This window comes from Streptomyces venezuelae, assembly GCF_008642335.1.
Lineage (GTDB): Bacteria > Actinomycetota > Actinomycetes > Streptomycetales > Streptomycetaceae > Streptomyces > Streptomyces venezuelae_F.
In genome coordinates, this window is record NZ_CP029191.1 from 5855749 (window position 1) to 5871906 (window position 16158).

13 protein-coding genes are annotated in these 16158 nt (G+C 70.7%); 12 read left to right on the forward strand and 1 reads right to left on the reverse strand.

Annotated features, from left to right (window positions below; translation table 11 throughout):
- Positions 1 to 347 precede the first annotated feature (347 nt).
- The 6 genes from DEJ49_RS26590 to ftsH all read left to right on the forward strand — a co-directional run bounded on the left by DEJ49_RS26590 (position 348) and on the right by ftsH (position 10360).
- Positions 348 to 1820 carry a hypothetical protein gene (locus DEJ49_RS26590; RefSeq protein ID WP_150186443.1) on the forward strand — a complete coding sequence of 491 codons (1473 nt, stop codon included), beginning with the start codon at positions 348 to 350 and terminating at the stop codon, positions 1818 to 1820.
- 267 nt (positions 1821 to 2087) lie between these two features.
- A complete protein-coding gene (locus DEJ49_RS26595; protein WP_150186444.1) occupies positions 2088 to 3488 on the forward strand; it encodes an ammonium transporter in 1401 nt (466 codons plus the stop codon).
- Positions 3485 to 3823 carry a P-II family nitrogen regulator gene (locus DEJ49_RS26600; RefSeq protein WP_150172692.1) on the forward strand — a complete coding sequence of 113 codons (339 nt, stop codon included), beginning with the start codon at positions 3485 to 3487 and terminating at the stop codon, positions 3821 to 3823. Before DEJ49_RS26595 ends, DEJ49_RS26600 begins: the two co-directional genes overlap by 4 nt.
- Before the next feature lie 65 nt (positions 3824 to 3888).
- Positions 3889 to 6459 (forward strand): [protein-PII] uridylyltransferase, encoded by a 2571-nt coding sequence (locus DEJ49_RS26605; protein ID WP_150186445.1) that lies wholly within the window; start codon positions 3889 to 3891, stop codon positions 6457 to 6459.
- Between the two features lie 295 nt (positions 6460 to 6754).
- A complete protein-coding gene (ffh, locus tag DEJ49_RS26610) occupies positions 6755 to 8308 on the forward strand; it encodes a signal recognition particle protein (protein WP_150186446.1) in 1554 nt (517 codons plus the stop codon).
- Between the two features lie 117 nt (positions 8309 to 8425).
- Entirely contained in the window at positions 8426 to 10360 is a 1935-nt protein-coding gene (gene ftsH, locus DEJ49_RS26615) for an ATP-dependent zinc metalloprotease FtsH (protein WP_150186447.1), read from the forward strand.
- An 80-nt stretch (positions 10361 to 10440) separates the two neighbouring features.
- Here the strand turns inward: ftsH and DEJ49_RS26620 are convergent, their stop codons facing one another.
- Positions 10441 to 11301, reverse strand: coding sequence for an SAM-dependent methyltransferase (locus DEJ49_RS26620; RefSeq protein WP_150186448.1), 861 nt, complete (start codon positions 11299 to 11301; stop codon positions 10441 to 10443).
- Between the two features lie 217 nt (positions 11302 to 11518).
- Between DEJ49_RS26620 and proS the strand changes: the two genes are divergently transcribed.
- The 6 genes from proS to trmD all read left to right on the forward strand — a co-directional run bounded on the left by proS (position 11519) and on the right by trmD (position 16152).
- Complete coding sequence (gene proS / locus DEJ49_RS26625; protein ID WP_150186449.1) at positions 11519 to 12949, forward strand: proline--tRNA ligase; 1431 nt, start codon at positions 11519 to 11521, stop codon at positions 12947 to 12949.
- 261 nt (positions 12950 to 13210) lie between these two features.
- Complete coding sequence (locus DEJ49_RS26630; RefSeq protein ID WP_150172704.1) at positions 13211 to 13807, forward strand: hypothetical protein; 597 nt, start codon at positions 13211 to 13213, stop codon at positions 13805 to 13807.
- Positions 13808 to 13997: 190 nt separating this feature from the next.
- Positions 13998 to 14435, forward strand: coding sequence for a 30S ribosomal protein S16 (gene rpsP, locus DEJ49_RS26635; RefSeq protein WP_150186450.1), 438 nt, complete (start codon positions 13998 to 14000; stop codon positions 14433 to 14435).
- Between the two features lie 2 nt (positions 14436 to 14437).
- Positions 14438 to 14677 carry an RNA-binding protein gene (locus DEJ49_RS26640; protein WP_014176063.1) on the forward strand — a complete coding sequence of 80 codons (240 nt, stop codon included), beginning with the start codon at positions 14438 to 14440 and terminating at the stop codon, positions 14675 to 14677.
- A 111-nt stretch (positions 14678 to 14788) separates the two neighbouring features.
- Positions 14789 to 15331, forward strand: coding sequence for a ribosome maturation factor RimM (gene rimM / locus DEJ49_RS26645; protein ID WP_150186451.1), 543 nt, complete (start codon positions 14789 to 14791; stop codon positions 15329 to 15331).
- Positions 15331 to 16152 carry a tRNA (guanosine(37)-N1)-methyltransferase TrmD gene (gene trmD / locus DEJ49_RS26650; RefSeq protein WP_150186452.1) on the forward strand — a complete coding sequence of 274 codons (822 nt, stop codon included), beginning with the start codon at positions 15331 to 15333 and terminating at the stop codon, positions 16150 to 16152. The genes rimM and trmD overlap by 1 nt, the downstream gene beginning before the upstream one ends.
- Positions 16153 to 16158: the final 6 nt, after the last annotated feature.

The window sequence follows — 16158 nt, forward strand, 5'->3', positions numbered from 1 at the left end:
CCTTGGAGCTCGACGGGTGGTGCGCCCGGTGTCATACGCCCCGGCGCACATCGCTGCGCCCACTTTCATCCGTCCTATGTCAAGTGAATCGCTTGTGGGGGCAAGGGAGTTCATTCGAAGGGGTGGCGAATGGTGGCGTTTCCGCGATCGCCCTCGCCGGACGGGTGATCGTAGGATTACTTTCAGTACACGGCCCTGGAAGTTCGAGCACTCGTGGGTATGCCGGAGGCAAGTCGGTTTCCTGTTCGATGGGTGACATTCTCCGGACGGACAGCGGCGAGTGGCGGCATTCTGTTAGGGCTAGCCGTGTACAGCGCGCAGATGTCTTGAGGGATGGGGGCGTTCCAGTGAGCGGCAATGGCGGAGGCGGCGCGAACGCGGAGAAGCGCCCCAACGAGATGCTCACGTCGTGGTTCGTGCGCAGCGGTTGGTCGAAGGGCGAGCTGGCCCGGCAAGTCAACCGACGGGCACGGCAGTTGGGTGCACATCACATTTCCACGGACACCTCTCGGGTGCGCCGCTGGCTGGACGGCGAGAATCCGCGCGAGCCGATTCCCCGCATCCTTTCCGAGCTGTTCTCCGAGCGGTTCGGCTGCGTCGTCGCCGTCGAGGACCTCGGCCTGCGCGCCGCGCACCGCACGCCCGCGTCCTCCGGGGTCGACCTGCCCTGGACCGGACCGCAGACGGTCGCGCTCATCAGTGAGTTCTCGCGCAGCGACCTGATGCTCGCCCGCCGCGGCTTCCTCGGCACCTCGCTCGCGCTCTCCGCGGGCCCCGCCCTCATCGAGCCCATGCAGCGCTGGCTGGTGCCCTCGCCGGCGACGCCGCGCGAGGACCCCGAGCCCGCCGCGTCGCGCCGCCCGGCGCGGCTCTCCAAGCCGGAGCTGGACCTCCTGGAGTCCACGACGGTGATGTTCCGCCAGTGGGACGCCCAGTGCGGGGGAGGGCTCCGGCGCAAGGCCGTCGTCGGGCAGCTGCACGAAGTGACGGACCTGCTGCAGGAGCCCCAGCCCGAGGCGACCTCGAAGCGCCTGTTCAAGGTCGCGGGCGAACTGGCCGAACTCGCGGGCTGGATGAGCTACGACGTGGGGCTCCAGCCCACCGCCCAGAAGTACTTCGTCCTCGCCCTGCACGCCGCCAAGGAAGCGGGCGAGAAGCCCCTCGGGTCGTACATCTTGTCGAGCATGAGCCGTCAGATGATCCACCTCAACCGGCCCGACGACGCGCTTGAACTCATCCACCTCGCGCAGTACGGAAGCCGGGACTGCGCGGGGCCGCGCACCCAGGCCATGCTGTATGCGATGGAGGCCAGGGCGTACGCGAGCATGGGCCAGCCCGGCAAGTGCAAGCGCGCCGTGCGGATGGCCGAGGACACCTTCGCCGACGCCGAGGACTTCGGCGAGCCCGAGCCGGACTGGATCCGCTTCTTCTCCGAGGCCGAGCTGAACGGCGAGAACGCCCACTCGTTCCGCGACCTGGCGTACGTGGCGGGCCGCAGCCCCACGTACGCCTCGCTGGCCGAACCCGTCATGGACCGCGCCGTGGAACTCTTCGAGAAGGACCTCGAACACCAGCGTTCGTACGCGCTGAACCTCATCGGCAAGGCAACCGTCCACCTGCTCCAACGCGAGCCCGAGCAGAGCACCGTCCTCGCCGGACAGGCGCTCGGCATCGCCAAGAAAGTGCGCTCCGAGCGGGTCAACACCCGCCTGCGCAAGACCGTCGACACCGCCGTGCGGGACTTCGGGGACGTCGCCGAAGTCGTCGAGCTCACCGAACGGCTCGCCATCGAGATGCCGGAGACCGTGGAGGCGGTCTGACGTCCGGCACGACCTGCCCCGGCCGCGGCAGGACCATCCCTAACAGCCCGACTCGGCTCCCCCATGCCAGGTCAGCCGGATGGCCGCCGCGGCCGGTTCCAGTACCGCGCACAAGGGTGCGGCGCGCACCCCGCGCGACCCGCGAGTTCATGGGCACGTAACACGCACGACCTCTTCGTCACTGCGGCGAAACACCGAGGGGCCCCCGCCGAAACGGCGCTCGGCCAGTCTCTGGCGCACAACCGGCCCCACAGCGAGGAGACGCCGATGCCCCCAGGCATCACGATCGCCGCAGACGCCCCCGAGCTGTCTGCCGCCAACACAGGCTTCATGCTCATCTGCTCCGCCCTGGTGATGCTCATGACCCCGGGCCTGGCCTTCTTCTACGGAGGCATGGTCCGCGTCAAGAGCACCCTCAACATGCTGATGATGAGCTTCATCAGCCTGGGCATCGTCACGATCCTCTGGGTGCTGTACGGCTTCTCCGTCGCGTTCGGCACCGACCACGGCAGCCTCTTCGGCTGGGAGGGCGACTACGTAGGGCTCAGCGGCCTCGGCATCAACCAGCTCTGGGACGGCTACACCATCCCGGTCTACGTCTTCGCGGTCTTCCAGCTGATGTTCGCCGTCATCACGCCCGCGCTGATCAGCGGCGCCCTCGCGGACCGCGTGAAGTTCACGGCCTGGGCGCTCTTCATCGCCCTCTGGGCCACGATCGTGTACTTCCCCGTGGCGCACTGGGTGTGGGGCACGGGCGGCTGGGCCTTCGAGCTCGGCGTCATCGACTTCGCGGGCGGCACCGCCGTCCACATCAACGCGGGAGCCGCCGCCCTCGGCGTCATCCTCGTCATCGGCAAGCGCGTCGGCTTCAAGAAGGACCCGATGCGCCCGCACTCCCTGCCGCTCGTGATGCTCGGCGCGGCCCTGCTGTGGTTCGGCTGGTTCGGCTTCAACGCCGGCTCGTGGCTCGGCAACGACGACGGCGTCGGCGCGCTCATGTTCGTCAACACGCAGGTCGCGACCGCCGCCGCCATGCTCGCCTGGCTCCTCTACGAGAAGCTCCGCCACGGTGCGTGCACCACCCTCGGCGCCGCGTCCGGCGCGGTCGCGGGCCTCGTCGCCATCACCCCGTCCGGCGGCTCCTGCTCGCCGCTCGGCGCCATCGCCATCGGCGCCATCGCGGGTGTGCTGTGCGCCATGGCGGTCGGGCTCAAGTTCCGGTTCGGGTACGACGACTCCCTCGACGTCGTCGGGGTCCACCTGGTCGGCGGCATCGCGGGGTCGATCCTCGTCGGCTTCTTCGCCACCGGCGGCGGGCAGTCCAAGGCGCAGGGCCTGTTCTACGGAGGCGGCCTCGACCAGCTGTGGAAGCAGCTCGCGGGCGTCGGAGCGGTCCTCGCGTACTCCCTGATCGCCTCGGCGGTCCTCGCCCTCCTCATCGACAAGACCATCGGCATGCGGGTCTCCGAGGACGACGAGGTCGCGGGCATCGACCAGGTCGAGCACGCCGAGACCGCGTACGACTTCAGCGGGGCGGGCGGGGGCAGGGCTCCTCGTACGGCGGCGGTACCTGCGCCCGGCGCTGATGGCGCTGATGGCGCCGATGGCGCTGACGGCGGCGCGCAGGACACGGCTCAGGTTCAGCGGAACAAGAAGGTGGACGCATGAAGCTCATCACCGCGGTCGTCAAGCCGCACCGGCTCGACGAGATCAAGGAGGCGCTGCAGGCCTTCGGCGTGCACGGCCTGACCGTCACCGAGGCCAGCGGCTACGGACGGCAGCGCGGCCACACGGAGGTCTACCGAGGAGCCGAGTACACCGTCGACCTCGTGCCGAAGATCCGCATCGAGGTCCTCGTCGACGACGACGACGCCGAGCAGCTCATCGAGGTCGTGGTGAAGGCCGCCCGCACCGGCAAGATCGGCGACGGCAAGGTCTGGAGCGTCCCGGTCGACACGGCGGTGCGGGTGCGGACCGGGGAGCGCGGACCCGACGCGCTGTGAGCTGGGCAAGGGGGCGGAACGGGACGACTGAGCAGGACTGAACGGGACCGAACGGGAGCTGCCGGGTGACGAGTATGGACGTACGGACCGAGACGGAAGCGGAAGACTCCGGCCCCAGCGGCTACGCGGCGGCCCGGCTGCGGCTCCTCCACGAGGAGGCGCGGTCCGGGCCGCCGCGCCGTTCCGCCCTCGCCGAGCTGACGGACGACTGGCTGGCCGGCCTCTTCCGGGCAGGGCCCTCGGGCACCCCGGGAGGCACCCCGAAAGGCGCCGCGCTCATCGCTGTGGGCGGGTACGGACGAGGCGAACTGTCGCCGCGCAGCGACCTGGACCTCCTCCTGCTGCACGACGGGAGCGCGGGACCCAAGGAGCTCGCCGCGCTCGCCGACCGCCTCTGGTACCCCGTGTGGGACCTCGGGATCGCCCTCGACCACTCCGTGCGCACGCCCGCCGAAGCGCGGAAGACCGCGGGCGAGGACCTCAAGGCGCACCTCGGGCTGCTCGACGCGCGGCACGTCGCCGGTGACCTCGGCATGACCACCGCGCTGCGCACCGCCGTCCTCGCCGACTGGCGCAACCAGGCCCCCAAACGCCTGCCCGAACTGCGCGAGCTCTGCGACGAACGGGCCGAACGCCACGGCGAGTTGGGTCACCTGCTCGAACCCGACCTCAAGGAGGCGCGGGGCGGACTCCGCGACGCCACCGCGCTGCGCGCCGTCGCCGCGTCCTGGCTCGCCGACGCGCCCCGCGAAGGCCTCGACGAGGCCCGCCGACGCCTCCTCGACGTACGTGACGCCCTGCATCTGGCGACCGGCCGCGCCACCGATCGGCTCGCCCTCCAGGAACAGGACCAGGTCGCCGCCGGGCTCGGCCTCCTCGACGCGGACACGCTGCTGCGCCAGGTGTACGAGGCCGCGCGCGTCGTCGCCTACGCGGGCGACGTCACCTGGCGCGAGGTCGGGCGCGTGCTGCGGGCACGGGCCGGGCGGCCGCGGCTGCGGTCGATGCTCGGTGGCCGGAGCGGCGTCCGGAGCGGTGGCCCGACGGGCGGCCGGGGCGGGAGCCGGGCGCCGGTGGCCGAGCGGTCGCCGCTCGCCGACGGGGTCGTGGAGCAGGACGGAGAGGCCGTGCTCGCCCGCGCGGCGCGCCCCGAACGGGACGCGGTGCTGCCGCTGCGCGCCGCGGCCGCCGCCGCGCAGGCGGGCCTCCCGCTGTCCCTGCACGCCGTGCGTCACCTCGCCGCCACCGCGCGGCCCCTCGCCACGCCGTGGCCCGCCGAGGCGCGCGAGCAGCTCGTGACGCTGCTCGGGGCGGGGCGGCCGACCGTGCAGGTGTGGGAGGCGCTGGAGGCCGAAGGGCTCATCACCCGGTTCCTGCCCGACTGGGAGCGGGTGCGGTGCCGTCCGCAGCGCAACGCCGTCCACACCTGGACGGTCGACCGGCACCTCGTCGAGACGGCGGTGCGGGCCTCGGCGCTCACGCGGCGCGTGGGGCGGCCCGATCTGCTGCTCGTGGCCGCGCTGCTGCACGACATCGGAAAGGGGTGGCCCGGGGACCACTCCATGGCGGGGGAGACCATCGCCCGCGACATCGCGGCGCGGATCGGCTTCGAGGCGGGGGACGTGGCGGTCGTCGCGCGCCTGGTCCGGCACCATCTGCTGCTCGTGGAGACGGCCACGCGCCGGGACCTCGACGACCCCGCGACGGTACGGGGTGTCGCCGAGGCGGTCGGCTCCGTGGGCACGCTGGAGCTGTTGCACGCGTTGACGGAGGCGGACGCGTTGGCCACCGGGCCCGCGGCCTGGTCGACGTGGCGCGGGGCGCTCGTCGCCGATCTGGTGAAGCGGGTGACGGCGGTGCTGTCCGGGGAGGCGCCCGAGGAGCGGGCCACGGAGGACGCGGCGCCGACGGCGGAGCAGGAGCGGCTCGCGGTGGAGGCGTACCGGACGGGTGGTCCGGTGCTGTCGATGCGGGCGGACTCGGGGGTTCCGTCTGAGGAGGGTGGGCCGGAGCCGCTCGGGGTGGAGCTCGTGGTCGCGGTACCGGAGCGGGCGGGGGTGCTGTCGTCGGTCGCCGGGGTGCTCGCGTTGCATCGGCTCGCCGTGCGGACCGCGGAGTTGGGGGTGGTGACGTTGCCGTTCGGCATGGGGTCCGGTGCGGGTGGCCTTGGGTCTGGTTCGGTCGGCGTCGGGTCCGGTTCGGGGGGCTCGGTGTTGTTGTTGAGCTGGCGGGTCGCGGCTGAGTACGGCTCCATGCCGCAGGCCGCGCGGTTGCGGGCGGATCTGGTGCGGGTGCTCGACGGGTCGCTGGACGTCGAGGCGCGGCTCGCCGAGAGGGAGGCGGCGTATCCGCGTCGCAGGGGCACGGTGGCGCCTCCGGCGCGGGTGACGGTGGCTCCGGCGGCTTCGCGGCTCGCCACGGTGATCGAGGTGCGGGCCCAGGACGCCCCGGGGCTGCTGCATCGCATCGGGCGGGCGCTCGAGGCGGCGGGGGTCGCCGTGCGCAGCGCCCATGTGTCGACGCTGGGGGCGAACGCGGTGGACGCGTTCTATGTGACGGGGGTGGACGGGGGGCCGTTGGAGGGGGATGTCGCGGTGGGGGTGGCCCGGGAGGTGGAGGGGGTTTTGCGGGGGTAGGGGGGCTTGGTTCGAGGCGCCTGTTGTGCGTTGTAGGGGCGGGGCCGCGGGGGTATGTGCGTACTCGCCATCCCTGCGGCGGGGTCCGATGTTTCTGGGCGCCTCCGTGTGCTCGGTGCTCCGTGCGCACATACCCCCACGTCCCCTCGTGTCTCGTACGCGGGTGCCGCGCGGCGGGGGCTGCCAGGTGTGGCCTCGTGCGAGAACGTATGGGGCTGGGCAGGGACCCTGTCCGGACAGATACTCTGGAAGGCGACCTGTCCCCCTTTCCCCGACCCGAGGATTCGCGACCGCCGTGTTCGATACTCTCTCCGACCGCCTCGCAGCGACATTCAAGAACCTCCGGGGCAAGGGCCGCCTGTCCGAGGCGGACATCGACGCCACGGCGCGCGAGATCCGCATCGCCCTGCTCGAGGCTGACGTGGCCCTGCCCGTCGTCCGCGCCTTCATCAAGCAGGTCAAGGAGCGTGCGGCCGGCGCCGAGGTCTCCCAGGCCCTCAACCCCGCCCAGCAGGTCATCAAGATCGTCAACGAGGAGCTCATCGGCATCCTCGGTGGCGAGACGCGCCGCCTCCGGTTCGCCAAGACCGCGCCGACCGTCATCATGCTGGCGGGTCTGCAGGGTGCCGGTAAGACGACCCTCGCCGGAAAGCTCGGCCTCTGGCTGAAGGGGCAGGGGCACTCGCCGCTCCTCGTGGCGTGCGACCTGCAGCGTCCCAACGCCGTCAACCAGCTGAGCGTCGTCGCCGAGCGCGCCGGTGTCGGTGTGTACGCCCCGCAGCCGGGCAACGGCGTCGGCGACCCGGTTCAGGTCGCCAAGGACTCCATCGAGTTCGCGCGGACCAAGCAGTACGACGTCGTGATCGTCGACACCGCCGGACGCCTCGGCATCGACCAGGAGCTGATGCAGCAGGCCGCGGACATCCGCGACGCCGTCAGCCCGGACGAGGTCCTCTTCGTCGTCGACGCGATGATCGGTCAGGACGCGGTCAACACGGCCGAGGCGTTCCGTGACGGCGTCGGCTTCGACGGTGTCGTGCTCTCCAAGCTCGATGGTGACGCGCGCGGTGGTGCCGCGCTGTCGATCGCGCAGGTCACCGGGCGCCAGATCATGTTCGCCTCCAACGGCGAGAAGCTGGACGAGTTCGACGCGTTCCACCCGGACCGCATGGCGTCCCGCATCCTCGGCATGGGCGACATGCTCACGCTGATCGAGAAGGCCGAGCAGACCTTCTCGCAGCAAGAGGCCGAGAAGATGGCCTCGAAGCTGGCGTCCAAGAAGGGCCAGGACTTCACCCTGGACGACTTCCTGGCCCAGATGGAGCAGGTCAGGAAGATGGGCAGCATCAGCAAGCTGCTCGGGATGATGCCCGGCATGGGGCAGATCAAGGACCAGATCAACAACCTCGACGAGCGCGACGTCGACCGCACGGCCGCCATCATCAAGTCGATGACGCCTGCCGAGCGGCAGGAGCCGACGCTCATCAACGGCTCGCGCCGTGCCCGTATCGCCAAGGGTTCCGGTGTCGACGTCAGCGCGGTGAAGAACCTCGTCGAGCGGTTCTTCGAGGCGCGGAAGATGATGTCCCGCATGGCTCAGGGCGGCGGCATGCCGGGTATGCCCGGGCTGCCGGGCATGGGCGGTGGCGCCGGCAAGCAGAAGAAGAAGCAGAAGCAGGCCAAGGGCAAGCGGAAGTCGGGCAACCCGATGAAGCGCAAGCAGGAGGAGCAGGAGGCCGCCGCGCGCCGCGAGGCCGCGAACCAGGCCGGCTCCGCCTTCGGGATGCCGGGCGCGCAGCCGGGCAAGGACTTCGAGCTGCCGGACGAGTTCAAGAAGTTCATGGGCTGAGGATGTGGCGCGTACGTTGCGTGCGTGCGCGTGTGTGAGGGCGTCCCCGGTTACGGGGGCGCCCTCGGGCGTTTGTGAGCGGGTGCTAGGCTGTTGTTTGTGTCGTAACGTCCGGATATGAGCAACCCCGTGCCGCCGGACCGGGCGCCCGACAAGCCGTGGCGCTCCGAGGGCGCGCCCTCGCCCGACCCCGCGCCGCCGCCGAAGAAGAAGATGCCGGGCGGCTGGGGCGGATTGGTCCTGACGGCTCTGATCGTCTACCTCATCGCCAACCTCGTGCTGTCGTTCTTCAACGACGGGGACGAGCCGACCATCTCGTACACCGAGTTCAGCAAGCAGGTCGACTCCGGCAACGTCACGAAGATCTACTCCAAGGGCGACGCGATCCAGGGGCAGCTCAAGAAGGAGCAGCCGCGGCCGGACGGCGACAAGGGGAAGTACACCAAGTTCACCACCCAGCGGCCCGCCTTCGCCGACGACAAGCTCTGGGACGACCTGACCAAGCACAAGGTCACCGTCACCGCCGAGCCCGTCGTGCAGGAGCGCAGCTTCCTGTCGAACCTCCTCATCTCGCTCGCGCCGATGCTCCTGCTCGTCGTGCTGTGGATCTTCATCGCGCGGCGCATGAGCACGGGCATGGGCGGCGGTGGCGGCATGCTCGGCCGCAAGACGCCGCCCAAGCCCGTCGAGCTGGAGCCCGGGGCGAAGCGGACCACCTTCGAGGACGTGGCGGGCATCGACGAGGTCGAGGGCGAGCTCAACGACGTCGTCGACTTCCTGAAGAACCCCGGCGTCTACCGGGACATGGGCGCCAAGATGCCGCGCGGCGTGCTCCTCGCGGGGCCGCCCGGCACCGGCAAGACCCTGCTCGCGCGCGCCGTCGCCGGTGAGGCGGGCGTGCCCTTCTTCTCGGCGTCCGCATCGGAGTTCATCGAGATGATCGTGGGCGTCGGCGCCTCGCGCGTACGGGAACTCTTCACCGAGGCCCGCAAGGTCGCGCCGTCCATCATCTTCATCGACGAGATCGACACCATCGGACGTGCCCGGGGCGGCGGCAGCGGCATGGGCGGGCACGACGAGCGCGAGCAGACGCTCAACCAGATCCTCACCGAGATGGACGGCTTCTCGGGCGCGGAAGGGGTGATCGTGCTCGCCGCCACCAACCGCGCCGACATCCTCGACCCCGCTCTCACCAGGCCGGGCCGGTTCGACCGGGTCGTCAACGTCTCGCCTCCCGACCGCGGCGGACGCGAGGCCATCCTCCGGATCCACACCCGGCCCATCCCGCTCTCCGACGACGTCGACCTCGCCCAGGTCGCCCGTACGACACCGGGCATGACGGGCGCCGAACTCGCCAACCTCGCCAACGAAGCGGCCCTCATCGCCGTCAAGCGCAAGCAGCGCACGGTCACCCAGGCCGACCTCTCCGAAGCCATGGAGAAGGTGCAGCTCGGCGCCGAACGGCCGCTGGTGATGCCCGAGGACGAGCGCAGGCGTACCGCCTACCACGAGAGCGGGCACGCCCTGCTCGGCATGCTCCAGCCCGGCGCCGACCCCGTCCGCAAGATCACGATCGTGCCGCGCGGGCGTGCGCTTGGCGTGACGCTCTCGACCCCGGACTCCGACAAGTACGCCTACACGGAGGAGTACCTCCGAGGGCGCATCATCGGCGCCCTGGGAGGCATGGCCGCCGAACACGTCGTCTACGGAGTCGTCACCACCGGCGCGGAGAACGACCTGGAGCAGGTCACCAACATCGCCCGCGGCATGGTCGCCCGCTGGGGCATGAGCGAGCGCGTAGGCCGCCTCTCCGCCCTGCCGAACGACGCCCAGCAGGCGTACGGTCTCGCGGCCGCCCCGCAGACCCTCGACACGATCGACGGCGAGATGCGCCGCATCGTGGACGAGTGCTACGAAAGCGCTTGCCGTCAGCTGCGCGACCACCGAGGGCAACTGGACGCCCTGTCCGCCGCGCTCCTGGAGAACGAGACGCTGGAGGAGGCGGAGGCGTACCGGATCGCGGGCATCACGCGGCTGGCCAAGGGCGGCTGACGTAGGGCTCCGCTACGGAGTGGGCTCTTCTACGGAGAGCGCTCTTCCACGGAGAGGGGTTCGTCTACGGAGAGGGCTCTTCAGGGCGTACGCGCGATCAAGTAGCGGAAGACGTTCGGCATCCACACCGTTCCGTCCGCGCGCCGGTGCGGATGCAGCGCCTCCGTCAGCTCCTTGTCGACCTGCGCCTGATCCGTCGCCCGCGCCGCCGCGTCGAACAGCCCCGTCGAGAGCAGTCCGCGTGCCGCGCTCTCCACGTCCGCGTACCCGAAGGGGCACGCGACCCGGCCCGACCCGTCCGGCTTGAGGCCCGCCCGGTGGGCGACCACCTCCAGGTCGTCGCGGAGCGCGGGGCGCCAGCTGCCCGCGCTCCGGAGCGGGTCCGCGAGCTTCGTCGCCACCTTCAGGACGGACGAGGTCGCGCAACGCTCCGGCGGGCCCCAGCCGGCGAGTACCACGGGGGTGCCGTGCCCGGCCAGCGGAGTCGCCGCCGCCAGGAGGTCGGAAAGCCCTTCGGAGTCGCCCGCCATACAGCCGATCGGCTGGAAGGCCGTGACGAGGTTGTACGTGGGCAGGCCCGGGTCCGCCGCGTCCGCGGGACCGCCTTCCACCAGCCGGGTGGCGGCACGCGCGCGTGCGTCACCCGTCGACTCCGGCAGCAGACGTTCACGCGCGAGAGCAAGACGTTCGGGCTGCGAGGGGTCGACGCCGGTGACCGCGGCACCCCGAGAGGCCGCCATCAGCAGAGCCAGTCCGGAACCGCAGCCGAGGCCGAGCAGCCGGGTACCGTTCCCCACGTCGAGCCGTTCGTACACCGCTTCATAGAGCGGGACCAGCATCCGTTCCTGGATCTCCGCCCAGTCACGCGCGCGTGCACCCAGGTCCACACGGGGCGCCGCGCCCGCGTGGGGAAGGTGCGACTGCACGAGTGTTGGTGTCATCGAATGCGCCCCAATCAGCCGAGAGTTAGTGCCGTGACGTAATCCAACGGTTCGTCCACCCCCGTGCAGTGCGCTCGCACTCCCCCCGTATGCCAGAGAACTCCGCATCCGTCGTGGAGTCCAGAGGTTGTGGGCCAATGCTTGCGTTCCACCGTCGTGCGCCCCCTCGGCGATAAACCCGCGCACTCACCGCAGGCCCGCCCCTACCATGCGCGCCATGGCCAAAACACCCGTGCTCACGCCCCAGGCGGACGACTTTCCGCGCTGGTACCAGGACCTGATCAACAAGGCCGAACTGGCCGACAACGGCCCGGTGCGCGGCACCATGGTGATCCGACCGTACGGCTACGGGCTGTGGGAACGGATGCAGCAGGAGATGGACGCACGCATCAAGGAGACAGGCACGCAGAACGCGTACTTCCCCCTCCTCATCCCGCAGTCGTACCTCACCCGGGAGGCGGAGCACGTCGAAGGCTTCGCCCCGGAACTCGCCGTCGTCACGCACGGCGGCGGCAAGGAGCTTGAGGAGCCGGTCGTCGTCCGCCCCACGTCGGAGACGATCGTCAACGAGTACTTCTCCAAGTGGGTGCAGAGCTACCGCGACCTGCCGCTGCTCATCAACCAGTGGGCCAACGTGGTCCGCTGGGAGATGCGCCCGCGCCTGTTCCTGCGGACGTCGGAGTTCCTCTGGCAGGAGGGCCACACCGCCCACGCGACGTACGAGGAGGCCCGCGACTTCGCCGCCCGCATCCATAGGCACGTCTACGGAGACTTCATGCGCGACGTCCTCGCCATGGACTTCGTGCTGGGCCGCAAGACCGCCAAGGAGCGCTTCGCCGGCGCCATCAACACCCTCACCCTCGAAGGCATGATGGCCGACGGCAAGGCCCTCCAGCTCGGCACGAGCCACGAGCTCGGCCAGAACTTCGCCAAGGCCTTCGACACCCGCTACCTGTCCAAGGACGGCACCCAGGAGCTCGTCTGGCAGACCTCCTGGGGCAGCACGACCCGCATGATCGGCGCACTGGCGATGATGCACGGCGACGACGACGGGCTGCGCGTACCGCCCCGCCTGGCCCCCGTCCAGGTCGTCGTCCTCGCCATCAAGGGCGACGACGCCGTACTCGCCAAGGTCCACGAGATCGGCGACACCCTGCGGGCCGCCGGCATCCGCGTCCAGGTCGACGACCGCACGGACACCCCCTTCGGCAGACGCGCCGTCGACTGGGAGCTCAAGGGCGTCCCCGCGCGCGTGGAGGTCGGCCCGCGCGACCTGGAGAACGGCACCGCCATGCTGGTCCGCCGCATTCCGGGCAAGCACAGCCCCGGCGGCAAGGAGCCGGTCGCCGTCGACGCCCTCGTCGGCCTGCTGCCCACGGTCCTCGAAGAGGACCAGGCACTGCTCCTGACGCAGGCCCGCGCCCGCCGCGAGTCCCGCACCTCCGACGTCCGCACGGTCGACGAGGCCGTGGAGGCGACGGCCGCCGGCGGCTGGGCGCGCGTCCCGTGGGCCGCGCTCGGCGAAGAAGGCGAGGCCAGGCTGGCCGAGCACTCCGTGACCGTACGGTGTCTGGTCACGGAGGACGGGGCGGTGCCGGACGCCGAGGAGACCCCGGGTAACGTCGCTCTCGTCGCTCGCTCCTACTGAGGAGGGCGCCTCCGGTACACCCGCGCTCGATCTCGGCTCGCACGCCTGCCCAGGCAACATGAGCCCCGGCGCGAGGAGTCGATCTACACGCCGGGGCGTACGCGCCGCTACGTACCGGCTTGATGCGAGCTGTGAGGCTTCTCCGCAGATCAGCGCACCCGCCCTCGTCCGGACGCATCAACGGCAACTGACGGGTACGTGCAAATTATTTGGGATGCCCCGGAATGGAACCCCCGGGGCTCCCGGCTCGTTGTTCACGACGTGAGCACGACACCACCTGTTCTCGCCGCAGAGCTGGCACAGGCGTGGGCCGACATTCAGCGGCACCACCCCGAGCTGCCCGACCTTGCCGCGCCCGAATCCCTGATCGGAGAGTCGTCGTCCGCCTGTGGCGCCGAGCTCTCCTTCGAGCGACTGCTTCACGAGGCAGTCCATGGCATCGCCGCCTCGCGCGGCGTACGCGACACCTCACGTGCCGGCCGATATCACAACCGCAGATTCCTCGCGATCGCCGAGGAGCTGGGCCTGGACCATCCGGAAGAGCCACATCCCAGCAGCGGCTTCTCACTGGTCACGCTCAACCCCGAGGCCAAGAAGCGCTATCGCCCGACCATCGAGCGACTCCAGCGCGCCCTGAAGGCGCACACCGCGGCGACGACGGCGGACACCGCGCGCAGCTTCCGGGGGCCGGCCGCCCGGCACGGCTCCTCCGGCGGAGGCGTCCGCGTCAAGGCCGTCTGCGACTGCGGGCGCAACGTCCGCGTCGTGCCCTCCGTGCTCGCCCAGGCGCCGATCATGTGCGGCGGCTGCGGCAAGCCCTTCCGGATCCCGGAAGGGGTCGCGGTGGGCGTGGGCTGAGCTGGACCGGGGCGCCCGGACCGGGTGCGGGCGCCCCGCCGACGTATGGCACAATGGCTAGCTGTACTCGACAGTCGCACAGGACCCCTCTCTCCTCCGGCTGACGCGTCCATCGGGCACTCGAGTACCGCAACCCCACGCGGCATCCACGTTGTGCCCACCCACGTCAAGACCAGGAGACACCACTCCCGTGGCAGTCAAGATCAAGCTGAAGCGTCTGGGCAAGATCCGTTCGCCTCACTACCGCATCGTCGTCGCCGACTCCCGTACCCGCCGTGACGGCCGGGCCATCGAGGAGATCGGTCTGTACCACCCGGTGCAGAACCCGTCGCGCATCGAGGTCAACTCGGAGCGTGCCCAGTACTGGCTGTCCGTCGGCGCCCAGCCGACCGAGCCGGTCATGGCCATCCTGAAGCTCACCGGCGACTGGCAGAAGCACAAGGGCCTGCCGGCCCCGGCGCCGCTGAAGGTTGCCGAGCCCAAGGACAAGCGCGCCGCGTTCGAGGCCTTCACCAAGGGTCTCGAGGGCGACGACGCCAAGGGCGAGGCCATCACGCAGAAGGCCAAGAAGTCGGACAAGAAGGCGGACGAGGCCGAGGCCGCGTCCACCGAGTCCACCGAGGCCTGAGCATGCTCGAGGAGGCTCTCGAGCACCTCGTGAAGGGCATCGTCGACAACCCCGACGACGTGCAGGTCGCCTCGCGCAACCTGCGCCGCGGGCGCGTCCTCGAGGTCAGGGTTCACCCCGACGACCTCGGCAAGGTGATCGGCCGCAACGGCCGCACCGCGCGCGCTCTGCGCACCGTCGTGGGCGCCATCGGCGGCCGTGGTGTCCGCGTCGACCTCGTCGACGTGGACCAGGTTCGCTGAACCGGGTTCCCAGGACCGATGGGTTCGTAGAACCACAGCAGCACCGGCTCGGGCCGGGGAGGGCTCCAGGGCCTTCCCCGGCCCGTAGTCGTTGGATGAGGAGAAACGCTAGTGCAGTTGGTAGTCGCCCGTATCGGCCGTGCCCACGGCATCAAGGGTGAGGTCACCGTCGAGGTCCGCACCGACGAGCCCGAGCTGCGGCTCGGCCCCGGCGCCGTGCTCGCCACCGACCCCGCCGCCACGGGGCCGCTGACCATCGAGTCCGGCCGGGTGCACAGCGGCCGCCTTCTCCTGCGCTTCGAGGGCGTGCGCGACCGCACGGGCGCCGAGGCCCTGCGCAACACCCTCCTCATCGCCGAGGTGGATCCCGAAGAGCTCCCCGAGGAAGAGGACGAGTTCTACGACCACCAGCTCATGGACCTCGACGTCGTCACCGAGGACGGCGAGGAGGTCGGCCGGATCACCGAGATCTCGCACCTGCCCTCGCAGGACCTCTTCATCGTGGAGCGGCCCGACGGCAGCGAGGTCATGATCCCATTCGTCCAGGAGATCGTCGTCGAGATCGACCTGGAGGAGCAGAAGGCCGTCATCGCCCCGCCGCCCGGCCTGATCGACGACCGCGCGGAGATCGCGTCCACCCGGGACGAGGCGTAATGCGGCTCGACGTCGTCACGATCTTCCCCGAGTACCTGGACCCCCTGAACGTCTCCCTCGTGGGCAAGGCACGCGCGCGTGGGCAGCTCGACGTCCAGGTGCACGACCTCAGGGAGTGGACGTACGACCGGCACAACACGGTCGACGACACCCCCTACGGCGGCGGCCCGGGCATGGTCATGAAGACCGATCCCTGGGGCGCGGCCCTCGACGACGTGCTCGCCGACGGGTACGAGAGCGGGGCCCACGGGCCCGTCCTGGTCGTCCCCACGCCCAGCGGCCGCCCCTTCACCCAGGAGCTCGCCGTGGAGCTCTCCGAGCGCCCCTGGCTGGTCTTCACGCCCGCGCGCTACGAAGGCATCGACCGCCGCGTCACGGACGAGTACGCGACCCGCATGCCCGTCTACGAAGTCTCCATCGGCGACTACGTCCTCGCGGGCGGCGAAGCCGCCGTCCTCGTCATCACTGAGGCCGTGGCCCGGCTCCTGCCCGGCGTCCTCGGCAACGCCGAATCGCACCAGGACGACTCCTTCGCCCCCGGAGCCATGGCCAACCTCCTGGAAGGCCCGGTGTACACGAAGCCTCCCCAGTGGCGCGGGCACGGCATTCCCGACGTCCTCCTTAGCGGACACCACGGCAAGATCGCCCGCTGGCGGCGGGACGAGGCGCTCCGGCGCACGACCCGCAACAGGCCCGATCTCATCGAGCGTTGCGATCCCGAGGCCTTCGACAAGAAAGACCGCGAGATGCTCTCGATCCTGGGGTGGCGCCCGGGGCCCGACGGCCGATTTGGGCGTAACCCCGAGGCCGTGGAAGAATAGAACGCT